The sequence below is a fragment of the Streptomyces sp. NPDC059008 genome, from assembly GCF_042749045.1.
Lineage (GTDB): Bacteria > Actinomycetota > Actinomycetes > Streptomycetales > Streptomycetaceae > Streptomyces.
Genome location: NZ_JBHYJC010000003.1, coordinates 346,327 through 360,800 on the forward strand (window position 1 = coordinate 346,327; position 14,474 = coordinate 360,800).

At 71.1% G+C, this 14,474-nt stretch carries 20 protein-coding genes; 7 read left to right on the plus strand and 13 right to left on the minus strand.

Annotated features, from left to right (window positions below; genetic code table 11):
- Nucleotides 1-35 precede the first annotated feature (35 nt).
- From ACFWZH_RS06885 to ACFWZH_RS06895, 3 genes are all read left to right on the plus strand, one after another.
- Nucleotides 36-1,472, plus strand: coding sequence for an amidase (locus ACFWZH_RS06885; protein ID WP_384426461.1), 1,437 nt, complete (start codon nucleotides 36-38; stop codon nucleotides 1,470-1,472).
- 310 nt (nucleotides 1,473-1,782) lie between these two features.
- Nucleotides 1,783-2,331 carry a type 1 glutamine amidotransferase domain-containing protein gene (locus ACFWZH_RS06890; protein WP_384426463.1) on the plus strand — a complete coding sequence of 183 codons (549 nt, stop codon included), beginning with the start codon at nucleotides 1,783-1,785 and terminating at the stop codon, nucleotides 2,329-2,331.
- Nucleotides 2,332-2,748: 417 nt separating this feature from the next.
- A complete protein-coding gene (locus ACFWZH_RS06895; protein ID WP_384426465.1) occupies nucleotides 2,749-3,075 on the plus strand; it encodes a plasmid stabilization protein in 327 nt (108 codons plus the stop codon).
- 86 nt (nucleotides 3,076-3,161) lie between these two features.
- On the opposite strand, the gene ACFWZH_RS06900 is transcribed toward ACFWZH_RS06895, so the two are convergent.
- Nucleotides 3,162-3,692 (minus strand): hypothetical protein, encoded by a 531-nt coding sequence (locus tag ACFWZH_RS06900; protein WP_384426467.1) that lies wholly within the window; start codon nucleotides 3,690-3,692, stop codon nucleotides 3,162-3,164.
- A gap of 361 nt (nucleotides 3,693-4,053) precedes the next feature.
- On the opposite strand from ACFWZH_RS06900, the gene ACFWZH_RS06905 reads away from it, so the two are divergent.
- Complete coding sequence (locus tag ACFWZH_RS06905) at nucleotides 4,054-4,614, plus strand: hemerythrin domain-containing protein (protein ID WP_384426469.1); 561 nt, start codon at nucleotides 4,054-4,056, stop codon at nucleotides 4,612-4,614.
- Nucleotides 4,615-4,693: 79 nt separating this feature from the next.
- Nucleotides 4,694-5,650: a TIGR03557 family F420-dependent LLM class oxidoreductase gene (locus tag ACFWZH_RS06910; protein WP_384426471.1), complete on the plus strand. Its 957-nt coding sequence runs from the start codon at nucleotides 4,694-4,696 to the stop codon at nucleotides 5,648-5,650.
- A gap of 36 nt (nucleotides 5,651-5,686) precedes the next feature.
- On the opposite strand, the gene ACFWZH_RS06915 is transcribed toward ACFWZH_RS06910, so the two are convergent.
- From ACFWZH_RS06915 to ACFWZH_RS06930, 4 genes are all read right to left on the minus strand, one after another.
- Nucleotides 5,687-6,628: a Rieske 2Fe-2S domain-containing protein gene (locus tag ACFWZH_RS06915; RefSeq protein ID WP_384426473.1), complete on the minus strand. Its 942-nt coding sequence runs from the start codon at nucleotides 6,626-6,628 to the stop codon at nucleotides 5,687-5,689.
- A gap of 146 nt (nucleotides 6,629-6,774) precedes the next feature.
- A complete protein-coding gene (locus ACFWZH_RS06920; protein WP_384426475.1) occupies nucleotides 6,775-7,380 on the minus strand; it encodes a lipoprotein in 606 nt (201 codons plus the stop codon).
- A 141-nt stretch (nucleotides 7,381-7,521) separates the two neighbouring features.
- On the minus strand, nucleotides 7,522-8,727 hold the full coding sequence (locus tag ACFWZH_RS06925) for an AI-2E family transporter (RefSeq protein ID WP_384426477.1): 1,206 nt from the start codon (nucleotides 8,725-8,727) through the stop codon (nucleotides 7,522-7,524).
- A gap of 212 nt (nucleotides 8,728-8,939) precedes the next feature.
- On the minus strand, nucleotides 8,940-9,191 hold the full coding sequence (locus tag ACFWZH_RS06930; RefSeq protein WP_384426479.1) for a hypothetical protein: 252 nt from the start codon (nucleotides 9,189-9,191) through the stop codon (nucleotides 8,940-8,942).
- Between the two features lie 268 nt (nucleotides 9,192-9,459).
- Between ACFWZH_RS06930 and ACFWZH_RS06935 the strand changes: the two genes are divergently transcribed.
- Both ACFWZH_RS06935 and ACFWZH_RS06940 read left to right on the plus strand, forming a co-directional pair.
- A complete protein-coding gene (locus ACFWZH_RS06935) occupies nucleotides 9,460-10,092 on the plus strand; it encodes a DUF4956 domain-containing protein (RefSeq protein ID WP_384426481.1) in 633 nt (210 codons plus the stop codon).
- Nucleotides 10,089-10,910: a polyphosphate polymerase domain-containing protein gene (locus ACFWZH_RS06940; RefSeq protein ID WP_384426483.1), complete on the plus strand. Its 822-nt coding sequence runs from the start codon at nucleotides 10,089-10,091 to the stop codon at nucleotides 10,908-10,910. Before ACFWZH_RS06935 ends, ACFWZH_RS06940 begins: the two co-directional genes overlap by 4 nt.
- 65 nt (nucleotides 10,911-10,975) lie before the next feature.
- On the opposite strand, the gene ACFWZH_RS06945 is transcribed toward ACFWZH_RS06940, so the two are convergent.
- The 8 genes from ACFWZH_RS06945 to ACFWZH_RS06980 all read right to left on the minus strand — a co-directional run bounded on the left by ACFWZH_RS06945 (nucleotide 10,976) and on the right by ACFWZH_RS06980 (nucleotide 14,472).
- Entirely contained in the window at nucleotides 10,976-11,146 is a 171-nt protein-coding gene (locus ACFWZH_RS06945; protein ID WP_360944446.1) for a hydrophobic protein, read from the minus strand.
- A gap of 79 nt (nucleotides 11,147-11,225) precedes the next feature.
- Nucleotides 11,226-11,546: a gas vesicle protein K gene (locus ACFWZH_RS06950; RefSeq protein WP_384426485.1), complete on the minus strand. Its 321-nt coding sequence runs from the start codon at nucleotides 11,544-11,546 to the stop codon at nucleotides 11,226-11,228.
- Complete coding sequence (locus ACFWZH_RS06955; protein ID WP_384426487.1) at nucleotides 11,464-11,814, minus strand: gas vesicle protein; 351 nt, start codon at nucleotides 11,812-11,814, stop codon at nucleotides 11,464-11,466. The genes ACFWZH_RS06950 and ACFWZH_RS06955 overlap by 83 nt, the downstream gene beginning before the upstream one ends.
- On the minus strand, nucleotides 11,811-12,599 hold the full coding sequence (locus ACFWZH_RS06960; RefSeq protein WP_384426489.1) for a GvpL/GvpF family gas vesicle protein: 789 nt from the start codon (nucleotides 12,597-12,599) through the stop codon (nucleotides 11,811-11,813). The genes ACFWZH_RS06955 and ACFWZH_RS06960 overlap by 4 nt, the downstream gene beginning before the upstream one ends.
- Nucleotides 12,596-12,958, minus strand: coding sequence for a gas vesicle protein (locus ACFWZH_RS06965; protein WP_384426793.1), 363 nt, complete (start codon nucleotides 12,956-12,958; stop codon nucleotides 12,596-12,598). The genes ACFWZH_RS06960 and ACFWZH_RS06965 overlap by 4 nt, the downstream gene beginning before the upstream one ends.
- Nucleotides 12,959-13,005: 47 nt before the next feature.
- Nucleotides 13,006-13,260, minus strand: a complete 255-nt coding sequence (locus ACFWZH_RS06970) for a gas vesicle protein GvpG (RefSeq protein WP_384426491.1) — start codon at nucleotides 13,258-13,260, stop codon at nucleotides 13,006-13,008.
- A 54-nt stretch (nucleotides 13,261-13,314) separates the two neighbouring features.
- A complete protein-coding gene (locus ACFWZH_RS06975) occupies nucleotides 13,315-14,028 on the minus strand; it encodes a GvpL/GvpF family gas vesicle protein (RefSeq protein ID WP_384426493.1) in 714 nt (237 codons plus the stop codon).
- 3 nt (nucleotides 14,029-14,031) lie between these two features.
- Entirely contained in the window at nucleotides 14,032-14,472 is a 441-nt protein-coding gene (locus ACFWZH_RS06980) for a gas vesicle structural protein GvpA (protein ID WP_384426495.1), read from the minus strand.
- Nucleotides 14,473-14,474 lie beyond the last annotated feature (2 nt).

Below are 14,474 nucleotides of genomic sequence, written 5' to 3' on the forward strand. Positions count from 1 at the left end.
CTGTATCTTTGCTGCTCGGAGTGAAGGGAGGCCCGATGGGGGCGAACGAACTGTGGCCGCTGGGGGCGACGGAGCTGGCGAAGCTGGTGGCGTCCGGGGAGGTGTCCGCGGCGGAGGCCGTGGAGGCGCACCTGGAGCGGATCGCCGCGGTGAACCCGCGGGTGAACGCGGTGACCCGGCTGCTGGAGGACAGCGCCCGGCAGGCGGCGCGGGAGACCGACCGGCGCCGGGCCGCCGGCGAGCGGCTGGGCCCGTTGGCCGGGGTGCCGTTCACGGTGAAGGAGAACATCCACGTCGCCGGATCGGCGACCACGCACGGCGTGCCGTACTTCCGCGACTGGGTGGCGCGGGCGGACGCGCCCCCGGTGCGGCGGCTGCGCGCGGCCGGGGCGATTCCGATCGGGCGCACCAACATGCCCGACCTGGCGATCGCCGGGCTGCACACGGTCAGCCAGCTGTTCGGGGACACCGTCAATCCGTGGGACCCGCAGCGCACTCCCGGCGGCACCAGCGGCGGCGACGCGGTCGCGGTGGCGACCGGCATGGCGGCGCTGGGGCTGGGCAACGACTCCGGCGGGTCGGTGCGCAACCCGGCGACGTTCAACGGTGTCGCGGGGCTGAAACCGAGCTACGGGCGGTTCCCGGCCGACCACCGGATGAACGACCAGGAGCCGGTCCTGGGCCACCAACTCTTCCCGGTGGACGGGCCGTTGGCGCGATCCGTGGCGGACCTGCGGGCGGCGTACGAGGCGCTCGCAGGGACGGATCCGCAGGACCCGCGGGCCGTTCCGGCCCCGCTGTACGGGCCGGGGCCGAACGCGCCGGTGCGGGTCGGCGTGGTGACCGACCCCGGCGGCCGGGGCGACGTCCACCCGGACGTACACGCGGCGATCGAGGCGGCGGCGGCAGCCCTGGAGGACGCCGGACACCCCGTCGAGGAGGTGGAGGTACCGCGGCTGCAGGACGCTCTCGACGGCTACGGCGCACTGCTGCGGACCGAGTTCTCCCTGGCCTGGCCGATGCTCAGGCGGCTGCTCACCGACGACAGCGCCCGGCACATCGAGCTGGACATCGAACGCCACCCGGCTGTCGGCCTGGAGGAGTACATCCGGCAGACCGGCCTACGCCTCGGGGTCCAGCGCGCGTGGGCCCGCTTCTTCGAGCACTGCCCGCTGCTGCTCGGACCGGTGTCCACGCAGCCGATACCCGGACCAGTGGTGCCGCGGACCCCGGAGGAGCGCGACGCGACGTTCCTGCCGATGCGGCTGCTGACCGCGTCGACGTATGTGGGGGTGCCGGCCGTGGCCGTACCCACCGGAATCGCGTCCGGGCTGCCGCAGGGCGTCCAGGTCATGGCGGGCATGTACCGCGAGGACCTGTGCCTGGACGCGGCGCAGCGGATCGAGGAGCGCCTCGGCGTCCTCACCCCGCTCGACCCTCGTCCGCGCCGTTGCGACACGGACGAGAGGTAGGCGGCTCCGCGGTCCGTCCGCCTGTTTCGTCGGCACTCCTCCGGGCACCCGGGCGAAGGGGGCGGCCTCCCCGGCACCGCGGAGCCCGTGAGCCGTTCGGTTACCCCGGCGCGCATCCGGCCCAATCGGGGCCGAACGGGCATGAGCGGTTCCGCCCGGCGGGAATCGGTCTGGGGGCGCCCGCGGCCTGCCGCCGCGTCTCCCGTGCCGGCCGGACACCTACATCCGGCCGGCACCGACACCACAGAAGACCGGCAACAGCACCACAGAAGACCGGCATCAACACCGCAGAAGAAAGGAACGACGTCCGATGCAGATCGCCTTTCTGGTAGCGCCCGAAGGTGTGGAACAGGTCGAACTGACCGAACCCTGGCAAGCGGTCCTGAACTCGGGTGACGTTCCGCAACTGGTGTCCACCCGAAGCGGACGGATCCAGGCGTACCACCACTTGGACAAGGCCGACACCTTCCAGGTGGACCGTACGGTCGGCGCGACGGAGGTGACGGAGTACGGCGGCCTGGTCCTGCCCGGCGGCGTCGCCAACCCCGATGCCCTGCGCATGGACAAGGACGCGGTCGCCTTCGTCAGGGGCTTCTTCGAGCGGGGCCGGCCAGTGGCGGCCATCTGTCACGCGCCATGGACGCTGATCGAGGCCGACGTCGTGCGGGGGCGCACGCTGACCTCTTGGCCCAGCCTGCGGACCGACATCCGCAACGCCGGCGGCACCTGGGTGGACGAGCAGGTCAAGGTGTGCACCGCGGGCCACAACACGCTGATCACCAGCCGGAAGCCGGGGGACCTGAAGGCCTTCTGCGCGACCTTCGTCTCGGAATTCGCCCAGGCGGGAAGGGCCGCCTGAGAGCGCGGACGAGAAGCAGTCGGCTTCGAACGCGGCCACCACGAGGTGTCGACCGATGGAGTACCGACGTCAAAGGACACCGGTTCCCACCCGTTCCGCAAGGCTGCTCGGGCGGCACCTGGGTCCTCAAGTCCCCGACCCATCCCGCCTCTTGACGGCGGCTGAGGTCAAAGATCCTCGACGCTCCACGCCGCTCCTGCCGGTCAGCGGCGACGGTTGCGGTCGGGGCGTGATCGTTGCGCCGGCCGAGGGGCGAGGGCGTCCTTCGTACCCCCACAGGTCGCGGACCTGAACGAGCGGACGTCGCGCGATCAGCTGTCCCGACTCGGGCGTAACCGCCGAAAAAGGGAGAAAATGGATGCGTGACCGGCGGCCGCTGCCGGGACGCCGCCACACGCCCACGGACGAGGAGTGCCCATGCCTGCAGGTTCGAGCAAGAAGCGCGAGCGTCAATACGAGCACATCAAGGAGAGCGCCGAACAGCGAGGCGAATCGACCAGGCGGGCGAAGGAGATCGCCGCCCGGACCGTGAACAAGGAACGGGCCCGCTCCGGCGAGTCGAAGACCGCGAGCAAGGTCTCCACCCAGGACAGGAAGTCCGCCTCGCAACGCGGCGGCGAACGGTCCCACAGCGGATCCCAGGGCCCCACCAAGGACCAGCTGTACGAGGAGGCCAAGAAGAAGAACATCGAAGGCCGGTCCAACATGAGCAAGCAGCAGCTCCGCAATGCCCTCGGCCGGTGAACGCTGTCTCCTGCGCCCCCCTGCTGCCGTGAGCACCCGCACGCCCGGGTGCTCACGGCAGTAACAGGGGGCGCGGTCTCGGGGGGCTAGACGCGGTCCGCGTCGAGCTGGTCGCCCTGCAGGTGCCGTACGAGCGCGGCACGGTGCAGATCCGCGACCGGAGCGAGGAGATCCGGATGGCGCAGCAGCGCCGTCGCCCGGCGATCGCGTTCGTCGGGCCGAGTCAGCCGGCGGAAGTCGACGCTCACCCCGGAGGCATGCTCACCTCTCGCCAGGGCCGCCACCGCCTCCTCGGCGAGCTCGGGCGTGGTGAGCAGGCAGGCGGCCCAGCTCGCCACGACCTCGTCGACCCAGCTCCGCCACGGCTCCTCTGGAGCATCGGGCCCGGACGTGTCGGCTCCGGTGATCCAGTCCAGCCGGGCCGAGCCCCCGGGGCCCACGAGCGCGACCACGGCGACATCCGCCGCCGTCGGGTAGCGCAGCCATGCCGAGACCGTGGCCGCCTGGCGGGCCTGGGCCTCTGCGAGGGCGGCGTCGACGGCGCCGCCGGTCACGGGGTACGAGCGCAGCAACCACTGCGCGGTGGAGGCTATGACCGGCGAGATGTCGGTGGACAAGCGGCGTCCCTTCTCTGGCGCGCCACGGAAGACCCGCGGTTCGCGGATCTCACAGGCGCCTCGGAGTCGGCCCGTGGTCCCGGGCACTCGGCAGCGTAGGGGCAAGGGCTATCGGGCGAAATGGCGCAGGTCACGCATAGCACTGAAAGCCGCCCATCCCCCCTCCGCTCCCGAGGCGCGCCGGATGCCGCGTCCATGCCATTCGGCGCGCCCCGACGTGCCACAGCACGGGTGACGGTGCGGAGCCAACCAGGGCCAAGGCTCCCGTTCCCCCGTTAGCGGTCGCCGTGCCCGGGAACACGTGGTGAACGCCCGGCACGCGCTGCGCGGGCTGTCCGGTCCACCGCTTCAGGAGGTAACCATGGCGCACGGCGGAAACATCATCGAGGAACTGACCACGGACCATCGCGAGGTCGAGAATCTCTTCGGGCGGATCGAGGCCCTGCCCAGCGGCCACCAGGACCGCAAGCGCCTCATCGACGAGGTGACCATCGAGCTCGTACGGCACTCCGTCGCGGAGGAGCAGTACCTGTACCCGACGGTGCGCGAGCACGTGGCCGACGGCGGTGCGATGGCCGACAAGGAGCTCAAGGACCACGGGGAGGTGGAGAAGATCCTCAAGAGGCTCGAAGGGTGCTCCGCCGACGACCCGCAGCTGGATCAGCTGTTCATGACCCTCAAGAGTGCGGTCGGCCGCCATGTGCAGGACGAGGAGGACAACCTCTTCCCCCGGCTGAGCATGGCCTGCTCGGACGAGACCCTGAAGACACTCGGCGACAAGATCCGTACGGCGAAGAAGATGGCTCCCACCCGTCCGCACCCCGCCGCCCCCGTCACGCCGCCGGCGAACAAGATCCTCGCGCCGGGGGTCGGCCTGGTGGACCGGGTCCGGGACTTCGTCACCGGCCGGGGAAAGTCCTGATCGGCCCCCTCGCGATCAGCCGCATCGCCCACAGCCGGCTCGGAGGTGCCCGGCAGGCCCGTCACACCGCGGAGGAGCAATGGCTGAGTACGGGTACTTCCTGGCCTGCGAAGAGCACGGCCCGGCGGCGCTGGTGGAACAGGCACGGATGGCCGAACAGGCCGGCTTCACCTCGCTGTGGATTTCCGACCACTTCCATCCCTGGCACGACGCGCAGGGCCAGAGCCCCTTCGTCTGGTCGGTGATCGGCGCGTTGTCCCAGGTGACGTCGCTCCCGGTGGAGACCGCCGTGACGTGCCCGACGATGCGCCTGCACCCCGCGGTCACCGCTCAGGCGGCTGCGACGGCGGCGGTGCAGACGAACGGGAGGTTCCGGCTCGGAGTGGGTTCCGGCGAAGCCCTCAACGAGCACGTCCTCGGCGATCGATGGCCACAGGCCGCCGTCCGTCTGGAGATGCTGGAAGAGGCCGTACAGGTGATGCGGAGCCTCTTCACAGGCGAGGAGGTGAGCCACCACGGGAAGTACTACACGGTCGAGAACGCGCGCCTCTACACGGTTCCCGAGGAGCCGGTGCCCATCGACGTCTCCGGGTTCGGGCCGGCCGCCACCGAACTGGCCGGCCGTATCGGGGACGGATTCGTCACGATGTCCCCGGACGCCGATGCCGTGGAGCGATTCCGGCGCGGCGGGGGTGCGACGAAACCCGCCATGGGCGGATTGAAGGTGTGCTGGGCGCAGGAGCGTGAAGCGGCGGTGGCCACCGCCCATCGCCTCTGGGCCAACGAACAACTGCCCGGAGAGCTGCCCCAGGTCCTGCCCACGCCGCGCCACTTCGAGCAGGCCAATGAGTTGATCACCCGCGAGAGGGTGGCACAGAACGTGCCCTGTGGACCTGACGCCGAGGCGTACGTGCAGGCGATCACCGCATACGTCGAGGCGGGCTTCGATGCCGTCTACCTCAGCCAGATCGGCCCTGACCAGCGCGGATTCTTCGATTTCTATCGTTCCGAAGTGCTGCCCCGGCTCCCTGGCTGAGCGCCACGGCAACGGGTGCGCGGGCTCCTCCCCGTATCAGCCGGCCCCCGGCAGCCGCACCTGGACGTCTCCGCTCCCGTCGAGACGCACCAGGAACGAGGGCTGGGGAGCCGTCGCGGGCCCGCGGACGTTCGCACCGTCGGCGAGCCTGAACACGCTGCCGTGCCAGGGGCACTCCACACAACCGTCGGTCACCTTGCCGCTGGACAGGGGCCCCGACAGATGGCTGCAGCGGTCGGCCAGTACGTGGATCCGCCCGCTCGACTCGCGGACGACGAGCACCGGTACCTCGCCCAGCTGTCGGCGCACCGCCTGGCCGACCGGGAAATCCTGCACGCTTCCCACGGACTGCCACGCGTCCTCCAGCAGACGGGGCACGGGCTCCGCCTTGTTAGGGCCGGCGGCCTGCCGGAAGGCGAGGTGGCCGCCGAGCATTCCTCCGGCACCCGCCGCGCACAGCCCCGCCAGGCCCAACGCCTTGCCCCACACCGTACGGCCCCGCCCGCGTTGCACCCACGACCCCGCGTACAGGCCGACGGCCACCGCGGTCGACACGGCGTGCACCAAGCCGGTACGCCTCTGGTCCTCGTGCTGCTCGGCCCAGTCCACCCAGCCCGCCAGCGCGGCCGGAGCAGCGGCGAGAACGCCCACTCCCACCAGCAGCCGGGAGCCGCGGCCGGTACCGGGCACGACGTCCAAGACCGCGGAGGACAGCCACGTCCCGAGGGGAACCTGCACCAACACCGGATGCAGCGGATGACCGATGGGCCGCCCGTGCAGCACATCGCGAGCACTCCCCAGAGGCAGACCTCGCACCACACGCTGCACGGGGGCGATGACGGCGTCCAGCTTCTCCAGACGGCCGAGCGCATCGAGCGCACGCAGGAACGACTCCTCGGTACGCGTGACGACACCCTTGACCTGACGCTCACTCAGGCCCTTTGAAGAACCACCGCGGGAACTGGCCGACACTCGCATCCTCGTCCTCCTGCCGCCGTCGTCGACTCCAGGAAGGTGATGCCCCCTGGAGACTCGCGCCGGACGCCCGATCACCCGTCCGGCTGCCGGCCCTGACGCGAGCGGCTCACGTGGTGCCGGCTCGTCCAGGGGCGCGGCGGCCTCGCTCAGGAGGTCAGGCCGAGGGACTTCTTGGCCAGCTCGAACGCCGGGAGCAGGGCCTTGTGCTCGTCCGCGTCGAGCCCTCCGAGATGGATGACCACGCCACCGTGCCTGGTCATCACGGCCAGCGCGCGTTCGGGCCTGACCACGCCGGCGGACAGGTCGGTGACGGTGTAGCCGGCCTCGGTGGCGGACAGGCCACCGGCCTTGGACTCACGGAACTTGACGTTGCTCTCGAAGTGCTCGGCGGCGACGAACTGCTTCAGCAGGGCGCGGGGTGTGCCGCCGGGCGCGGCAGTGCCCTTGGTGCCGGACCACACGGTGAGGAAGCCGATATGCCCGGTGGGCTTGGCGTCGAGCTCGCAGGCGGGCGTGAGCGGCCCCTGGTGGCCGAGCGGGCCCATCCGGTCCACCGTCGCCCGCGTGATGGCCACTGCCTTCCAGGACGTCGCAAGGGTGAAGTGCACCGGCAGTTCGCACGCCGTGCCCTTGTCGCCCAGCTTCTTCTCGGCGACCTTCTTCTTCTCGTCCCCGCCCCAGCCGAACGAGCAGCCGCTGAGCACGCTCATCGCGACCAACGCCCCCACCACGGCCTGCGATGCCTTGCGCATTCCGCAATCCCCCGACCTTGAGTATGAAGTCTTGAAAAATCGCCGCAGCCTATACGACAGGTTCGATCTCGAACCACAGCTTTTCCGAAGCCGCAGGGGCGGGGTGCGCGCCGACCGGCGGGAAGGGGAACACCGGAGGCGTCAGGCTGGTGACCGGTCGTCCGGGGCGCGCAGGGCCTGGATCACGGACCAGGCGACCGAGACCATGGGCACGGCCACGACAGCGCCGATGACTCCTGCGACGATGCTGCCGGCGATGACGCAGATGGCGACGACCACCGGATGGAGCCGCACCGCCCAGCTCAACACGAGCGGATGCAGCACATGGCCTTCGAGCTGGCCGATGACGACGATGAGTGACAGCACGACCAGGGCGACCAGCGGGCCGCGCCCCGCCAGGGCCACCATGGTGGCCACCGCCAGGGCGATGGGCGAGCCGACCAGCGGGACGAAGGCGGCGACGAACTCCAGCAGGGCCAGTGGCAGGGCCAGCGGCACCCGCAGGACGAACAGCGCGAGCCCGACGAGCAGGGCGTTGGTGCCGGCCACGATGATGATGCCGCGGGTGTAGCCGGCGAAGGTGTGCCACGCCGCCCGCCCGGCGCCGCGCCACCGGGAACGGGCGGCCTCCGGCAGCTGGCCACAGGTCCACAGCCACAGCCGTTCGCCCGAGTGGATGAAGAAGACCGAGCAGAACAGCGCCAGCGCACCCCCGGTGACCAGCTCGATGGCCCGGCCGGCCCCGCTGAGCGCGCCGCTGATCAGGGCGGAGCGGTGCGAGGCCAGGAAGGAGGCGGTCTTTCCCTGGAGGTCTGCCAGCGCGGTGTGGCTGACGTGGAACGGGGGGCCTTCGAGCCATTGCTTGATCCGGTCGATGCCCCCGCCGAGTTCCCCCGCGAGCCGGTCCCATTCCCCCGCCACCGCGTGGCCCACCAGCGCCAACAGCGCCAGCAGCGCCACGATGCTGCCCAGGAGGGACACCACCACTGCCACCGCTCGGGGCAGTCGGCGGGAGAGCAGGTCGACCAGTGGTCGCAGCACCGAGGTGATCACCAGGGCGAGGAACACCGCGACCGCGACGAGCTGGAAGCGGCCCAGCACCGTGAACGCCGCGTACACCACCACCCCGACTGCCAGCAGCCGCCACGCGTACGCGGCGGCCATCCGCAGACCGGAGGGGACCGTAGCGCCGTCGACGCGCGCCCGGACGCCCGGTACGGCGGACATCGACCGGGCCCGGCCCACCGCTCCCGTCGGCCGGCTGCCCAGCACCACATGCCGTGGACGGCCGTGCCCCGGTCCCCGCCGGTTGGGCCGCTGGGCGGGGCGGCCATGCCTGTTGCTCACCTGGGCACTTCCTCCCGCGTCCCAGCGCGGTTCGCGCTGCTGGAGAGACGCCGGCCTCGGGCAGTTCGATGTGCGGTATCAAATGATCATTTATCCCGGAAGCCCCGGCGGGAAAGCCGCCATTCGTGGGCGGTGCCGGGACTCGCCCACGGGCGTGGCCGGCGGGTGAAGCCGCTCCTCCGGACAGCGGGAGCCGGCCCGGGGTGGCGCCGTCAGCCGGCCCGTACGAAGCCGAGCAGCACGCCGGTGCCGAGCCACGGCTCGACCGAACAGCACTTCCAGCCCTCGCGCTCGATGGCCCGGATCGTCTCGTCGACTCCGCGGTCCGCCCTCCTGACGGCCCGCTTTCCGTACACCGGCCGATTGAGGTAGAGCTGCACCGTGTGCGTCACGTCGCCCGCTTCCCTCGCCCTGCGGGCCTCGCGGGCCATGCCCCACAGGTCTCGCCGCTTCATGCTCGTCATCCGGTACCTCCGTGTCGTCCGGCCGGGCCGGACCCGTGTCCCGTACTGGCTCACCAACTTGACCGACGTCGCTGGAATATCGGTGAAATTCCGTTGATCCGTGATGACTCGGGGCCTGGACACGCAAGCCGCCAACTGTGATGCACATTCGGACACTTACCGACAGTAACTGCCAAGATCCGCCAACATCCACCGAGCGGGGGGTGACTGTTCACCGTGCGTTTCCCTAGGGTCTGGATCTCCTTCGCTCCTCACAGAGAGTGGACCCATGGATTCGTTACGTCACCTCGTCGCCCACCTGGGGCTCGACCTCGCCGCCGTCTGCCTGCTGACGTTCGCGATCTACTACCCCAGGCACCGGCGCCGCGACCTCGTGCCGGCGTATCTGGCCCTGAACGTCGCCCTGTTCACCGTCGTCGTGGCACTCGCCGCGGTGGGCGGCAGCGGAGGCACCGCGGTCGGCTTCGGCCTCTTCGGTGTCCTGTCGATCATCAGGCTCCGCTCCGACTCCGTCCAGCACGAGGAAGTCGCCTACTACTTCACCACGCTCGTCCTCGGACTCATCTGCGGCCTGCCGCACCTGTCGTTCGGCCTCGCCGCCACGTTGAGCGCCGTGCTCCTGGCAGTCGTCTACTCGGCCGATCACCCGCGGCTGTTCGCCCGAGCCCGCCGCACGGTCGTCACCCTCGACACCGTCCACAGCGACCCCGCCCCGCTCCGCGCCGACCTCGCGCGACGACTGGGCGAACCACTGCAATGGACGGTCATGGAGGTGGACTTCGTGCGCGACCTGATGGTCGTCGACGTCCGTTACCGTGAGGCCGCGTCGAGGGCCGTCGGCCGGCAGACGGCCGGGTCCGAACTCGTGCGTCCGACCGCGCCCGTACTGGACGCGGCATGACGGCCGGGACGGTGGTGCCCGCCCCGGCGGCCGTACAGGCCATCAACGAGGCGGCCCACGACGCCGATCCCCTCTCCCTCGACGAGGTCAACGAGCGGTCCGCCCTGCTCGCGCGCTTCGACCGCAGCTATCTGGTACCGGCGGAAACCTTCACGCGCGTGATCGGCCGACTCACCGCGCCACAGCAGCGCGGTCGGCCGCTGCGCGCTCTGGCCATCGACGGCCGTCGCGCCTTCCGCTATCACTCGGTCTACTACGACACCCCCGGCCTCCGCTCCTTCCACGACCACCGCCAGGGCCGCCGCCTCCGCTTCAAGATCCGCGAGCGGGTCTATGAGGACTCCGGTGAGCGGCAGTACGAGATCAAGCTCAAGGGCCGCCGCGGCGACACCGTCAAGCACCGTCGGCCCCTCACCGGAGCGGACACCCCGCTCGACCCCGCCCACCAGGCATTCCTCGCGGCAACCCTGGAGCGGGCCTATGCGATCGCCGCGCCCGCCATCCTGCACCCCTCCCTCAGCACGGACTACCTCCGCGCGACCTTCGTGGGCGACGGCGAGCGCATCACCTGCGACGCGGGACTGGTCTGCATCGACCTGAGGACGCAACAGGCCGTGCACTGTGCCACGGACCTCGTGCTGGTCGAGACGAAATCGACCGGGCACCTGACCGATGCGGACCGGGTCCTGCACGCCCACGGTCTGCACCCCGCCGTCTTCACCAAGTACTGCGGTGCCCTCGCCGCCCTGCATCCGTCCCTCCCCGCCAACCGCTGGCGCCGCGCGGCGCGCCGGGCCTTCGGGGCCGGAGCGGGGTGACCGTCGGCCTCGGGGGAGGCGGGGGCGGGCGGCCGACCTGGCCCGGACGGCCGCCCGCCCGACGGCTACCAGCGGTACCAGCGGGCGCGGCCGCCACCGGCCCCGGTCGACCGCATCAGGAAGCCGAGCAACCAGAAGACCAGCACGACGACCGCGGCGATCCACAGCGCCTTGAGTGCGAAGCCGGCCCCGAACAGCAGCAGCGCGAGCAGTAGGACGAGTAGCAGGGGTGCCATGGGTTCCTCCTGTCATGGATGAGGTGGAATGTCTGTCTTCGAGGGTGGGGTGAGAGAGGTTCGTCGAAGCCCCGGCGGCTCAGGGCGAGTTCCGCGGGAGCAGGGAACCGAGGGGCCCGAGGTCGAGATTGAGATCGTCCATCGTGAAGCCGTAGCGCTCACACAGTTCCGTCATCCGGTCGTGGAGGATCATCAGCGTCATACCGACCCGCTCCTCCTGGTCCTCCGTCAGATCGCCCTGGTCCGCCCGGTGGAGTGCGGTGCGTTCCATGAGCTGACGCAGCAGCTCGACGACCGTCAGCACGAGTTTGACCAGATCACGTTCGACCGTCTCCGGGTCGCTCTCCAGCCGCTGGGCGAGGGTCGCGGGCGCCGTCGGCCCGGTGGAGTCCTGCCTCATAGGGGAATGCCTCCTGAAGGGGTGCCTCCTGCCAAGGGAGTGCCTCCTGTTGAGTGATCGAGTGGACAACGGCACGGAGGCTGATCCGGACGAGGTCCACGTCGGCGATGGACAGGACCAGGTCCCCGGTGAGGACCGCGCCGCCGTTGAGCAGCCGGTCGAGGAGATCGATCAGGGCGATCTGCGGACCGGCGACTCGGGCGGCTCCTGCGGGCCCGCCCGGCCCGGACGAGCCTCCGGCGGGCGCGGTGACCTCACTTGCCGTCATGCCGTCCCGCCGTGCGTCGGCCGGCCCGCGAAGGAGTACGGCGCCCACGGCCCGGTGATCTCGACCCGTACGCCGGCGTCGCTGCCGGCCAGGCCGGCCAGTGCCTGATGGAACTCCCGCACGCGGGTGCGGGGCACGAGATACGCCTCGTTGGCGACGTTCTCGCCCGGACCGGAGGTCAGTTCACCCTGCTGGGGGCGGTGGGCGACCACGTCCCGCGTCAGTGGTGCCACCGTGTCCCGGACCGCGCCGGCCACGACTCCCGCCGCGCGGTACGCGTCGTCCCGCCGGCGATGTTGGTCCCGGCGCCGGCGCAGATAGGCGCGGCCCGAGCCGGCCGACGGCGCGGCGGGGACGGCTCGGGCGTGCGCGCCGACCGGGTCCGCGTAGACCTTCACTCCCAGCTCGGCATGGCCGTGGAGCCAGGACAGCAACTCACCGAAATCCGGGGTGCGTTCGGACAACATCGCGGGTACCCGGGCGTCGTCCAGGTACACCGTCGCCAGCCGCATCGGCAACACCGTCGTCCGGGCGTGCGCCGCCTCCACGACCTCGTGGTGGGTGCGGGCCAGTGCCTCCAGCTCCGCCAGGTCCGCCATCCGCTCGGTGAGCCCGTCCGTACCGAAGTCGTCGGCCGGGACGGAGGACACCAGAGCCGTCAGCCCGGACCCGGCGACGGTCCGCAGGGGGGCGCCGCGCACCCCGGTCAGCGCGGCGGCCACCGCGTCGAGGTCGCCGCCGCCCCGCCCGACCGCGTAGACATAGCTGTGCCACGGCCCGTTCACCGGTTCTCCTCTCCTTGCGGTCGCTGCTGCCGGCCGGCTTCCCGGCCTGCCTCCCCTCCGGCCGCCGGCTGTTCCTCCCCGGCGGAGAGGGGCCGGGCCGCGGGCCCACGGGCCCCGGAGGAGAGCGAGGGATCGTGCTCCCACCAGTCGATGCCCATCTCCTTGGCCTTGTCGACGGAGGCGACGAGCAACCGGATTTTGATGGTCAGCAGCTCGATGTCGAGCAGATTGATCTGGATGTCGCCGGCGATGACCACGCCCTTGTCGAGGACGCGTTCCAGGATGTCGGCGAGGTTGGCGGAGGAGCCGGGCCCGGCCCCCGGCCGGCCGTACGGGGGCGGCGCGGGGGAGGTCCTCATGGGCGCGGCGGTTCCCCCCGGTCCGGTCAGCGGGTCGGGCATGCGGTTCAGCCTCCTCGTGGTGGACGCCGGCGGGCCTGGATCCACTCCAGCCGGTCCAGCAGTTCGTCCTCGCGGGCGTCGAACTCCTCGGGCCCGATCCGCCGCTCCAGCAACTGCCGTTCCAGTTCGGCGAGTTGCTCATAGACCGGCTCCGGGTCGTAGAACTCGTGCTCCGCGGTGAGCAGTACCTGGTCGAGGACCCGGACGGTGCCCCTGAGCGGGGCGATCGGCAGGGTCAGCAGGTGGGTGAGCAGCCCCATCGAGACCTCCCGTCCGATCGGTCTCCCGGTGCCGAGGGCGCGGCCCGGGTGCGGTCAGACGAAGCTGTACGGCGGCAGCGGGCCGTAGAGCCGGAAGGTGTACGGGGTGCCGCGCTGTTGCGCCTCCGTGCGGACCGCCTGGGAGAAGGCGACTGCCTGCTCCCGCGCCACGAGGAACGAGGTGGTGAGGAAGTAGTGCTTGGTGGGTTCCCCGTCCTCGATGCGTACCGCGGCCGGTGCGAGCCGGGCCAGGATCTCCGCGCGGGCGCGGTCCTGGCGGGCCCGGACCTCTTGCGAGATCAGCTCGCCGAGCACCAGTTTGTCGTCGTACGGGCCGGAGCCGTGCCGGGTGCGGTCGTTCAACCGGCGCACCTCGGGGGAGTCCCGCACGATCTCCCGCAGCAGGTCCTCCTCGTCCCGCGCCACCTTGAGGTGGTACTCCCGGCACCCGGCCAGCTCCCCGAGCCGCCGGGTGTAGGTGTCGTGCTGCTCTTCCAGTACGGCGGCGACCTGCTCGTCGTCCGGCCCGACCAGCCCGAAGCGCATCGGCAGACAGCTGCCGTCGGCCATCAGGCGTTCCTGGACGTCCTGGTGGGCCGCCACGTCCCGGCGCTTGGCGCGCAGCTCCGCCGGGGCGTCGCTGACCACCGCGCACAGGTCCTTGGCCCGCACGGTGCGCAGCGGCGCCGCGGGGTTGCCGACCCCGGCGACGTCGGACAGTCGCAGCGGATGGCCGGCGTCGGTGATGGCGTAGACGTACGTCGTCATGGCTCACCCCTCCCGGCGTGCGGTGCGGCGGTCGGCGGTCGACGATTTGGGCGCCGGGCGCCTTGCGGTCTCCTCGGATTCGCCGTGGCCCTTGCGGAGGGATTCGCCGACCGCCTCGACGGCGCCCGCCAGCGCGCCCTTCGACTTTCCCTTGGCGCCGCTCTCGGTCGCCTCGCCGACGAGATCGGTGAGCTGTTCCGGTGCCTTGCGGCCGGATTCGAGATCCAGCCGGTTGCACGCCTCCGCGAAACGCAGATAGGTGTCCACGCTCGCGACCACGACACGTATGTCGATCTTGAGTATTTCGATGCCGACGAGGGAGACCCGTACAAAGGCATCGATGACCAGCCCGCGGTCGAGAATGAGCTCCAGGACGTCGTAGAGAGTGCCCGAGCCGCTGCCGCCGACCGGTGGTGCCTGGGTCTGTTGCTGAATGGCAGTCACGG

Bases quoted from the DNA above. Each gene is read 5' to 3' on its own strand.
- ACFWZH_RS06885 (WP_384426461.1), top strand. From the start codon at position 36: ATGGGGGCGAACGAACTGTGGCCGCTGGGGGCGACGGAGCTGGCGAAG.
- ACFWZH_RS06890 (WP_384426463.1), top strand. From the start codon at position 1,783: ATGCAGATCGCCTTTCTGGTAGCGCCCGAAGGTGTGGAACAGGTCGAA.
- ACFWZH_RS06895 (WP_384426465.1), top strand. From the start codon at position 2,749: ATGCCTGCAGGTTCGAGCAAGAAGCGCGAGCGTCAATACGAGCACATC.
- ACFWZH_RS06905 (WP_384426469.1), top strand. From the start codon at position 4,054: ATGGCGCACGGCGGAAACATCATCGAGGAACTGACCACGGACCATCGC.
- ACFWZH_RS06910 (WP_384426471.1), top strand. From the start codon at position 4,694: ATGGCTGAGTACGGGTACTTCCTGGCCTGCGAAGAGCACGGCCCGGCG.
- ACFWZH_RS06915 (WP_384426473.1), bottom strand. From the start codon at position 6,628: ATGCGAGTGTCGGCCAGTTCCCGCGGTGGTTCTTCAAAGGGCCTGAGT.
- ACFWZH_RS06920 (WP_384426475.1), bottom strand. From the start codon at position 7,380: ATGCGCAAGGCATCGCAGGCCGTGGTGGGGGCGTTGGTCGCGATGAGC.
- ACFWZH_RS06930 (WP_384426479.1), bottom strand. From the start codon at position 9,191: ATGACGAGCATGAAGCGGCGAGACCTGTGGGGCATGGCCCGCGAGGCC.
- ACFWZH_RS06935 (WP_384426481.1), top strand. From the start codon at position 9,460: ATGGATTCGTTACGTCACCTCGTCGCCCACCTGGGGCTCGACCTCGCC.
- ACFWZH_RS06940 (WP_384426483.1), top strand. From the start codon at position 10,089: ATGACGGCCGGGACGGTGGTGCCCGCCCCGGCGGCCGTACAGGCCATC.
- ACFWZH_RS06945 (WP_360944446.1), bottom strand. From the start codon at position 11,146: ATGGCACCCCTGCTACTCGTCCTACTGCTCGCGCTGCTGCTGTTCGGG.
- ACFWZH_RS06950 (WP_384426485.1), bottom strand. From the start codon at position 11,546: ATGAGGCAGGACTCCACCGGGCCGACGGCGCCCGCGACCCTCGCCCAG.
- ACFWZH_RS06955 (WP_384426487.1), bottom strand. From the start codon at position 11,814: ATGACGGCAAGTGAGGTCACCGCGCCCGCCGGAGGCTCGTCCGGGCCG.
- ACFWZH_RS06965 (WP_384426793.1), bottom strand. From the start codon at position 12,958: ATGAGGACCTCCCCCGCGCCGCCCCCGTACGGCCGGCCGGGGGCCGGG.
- ACFWZH_RS06970 (WP_384426491.1), bottom strand. From the start codon at position 13,260: ATGGGGCTGCTCACCCACCTGCTGACCCTGCCGATCGCCCCGCTCAGG.
- ACFWZH_RS06975 (WP_384426493.1), bottom strand. From the start codon at position 14,028: ATGACGACGTACGTCTACGCCATCACCGACGCCGGCCATCCGCTGCGA.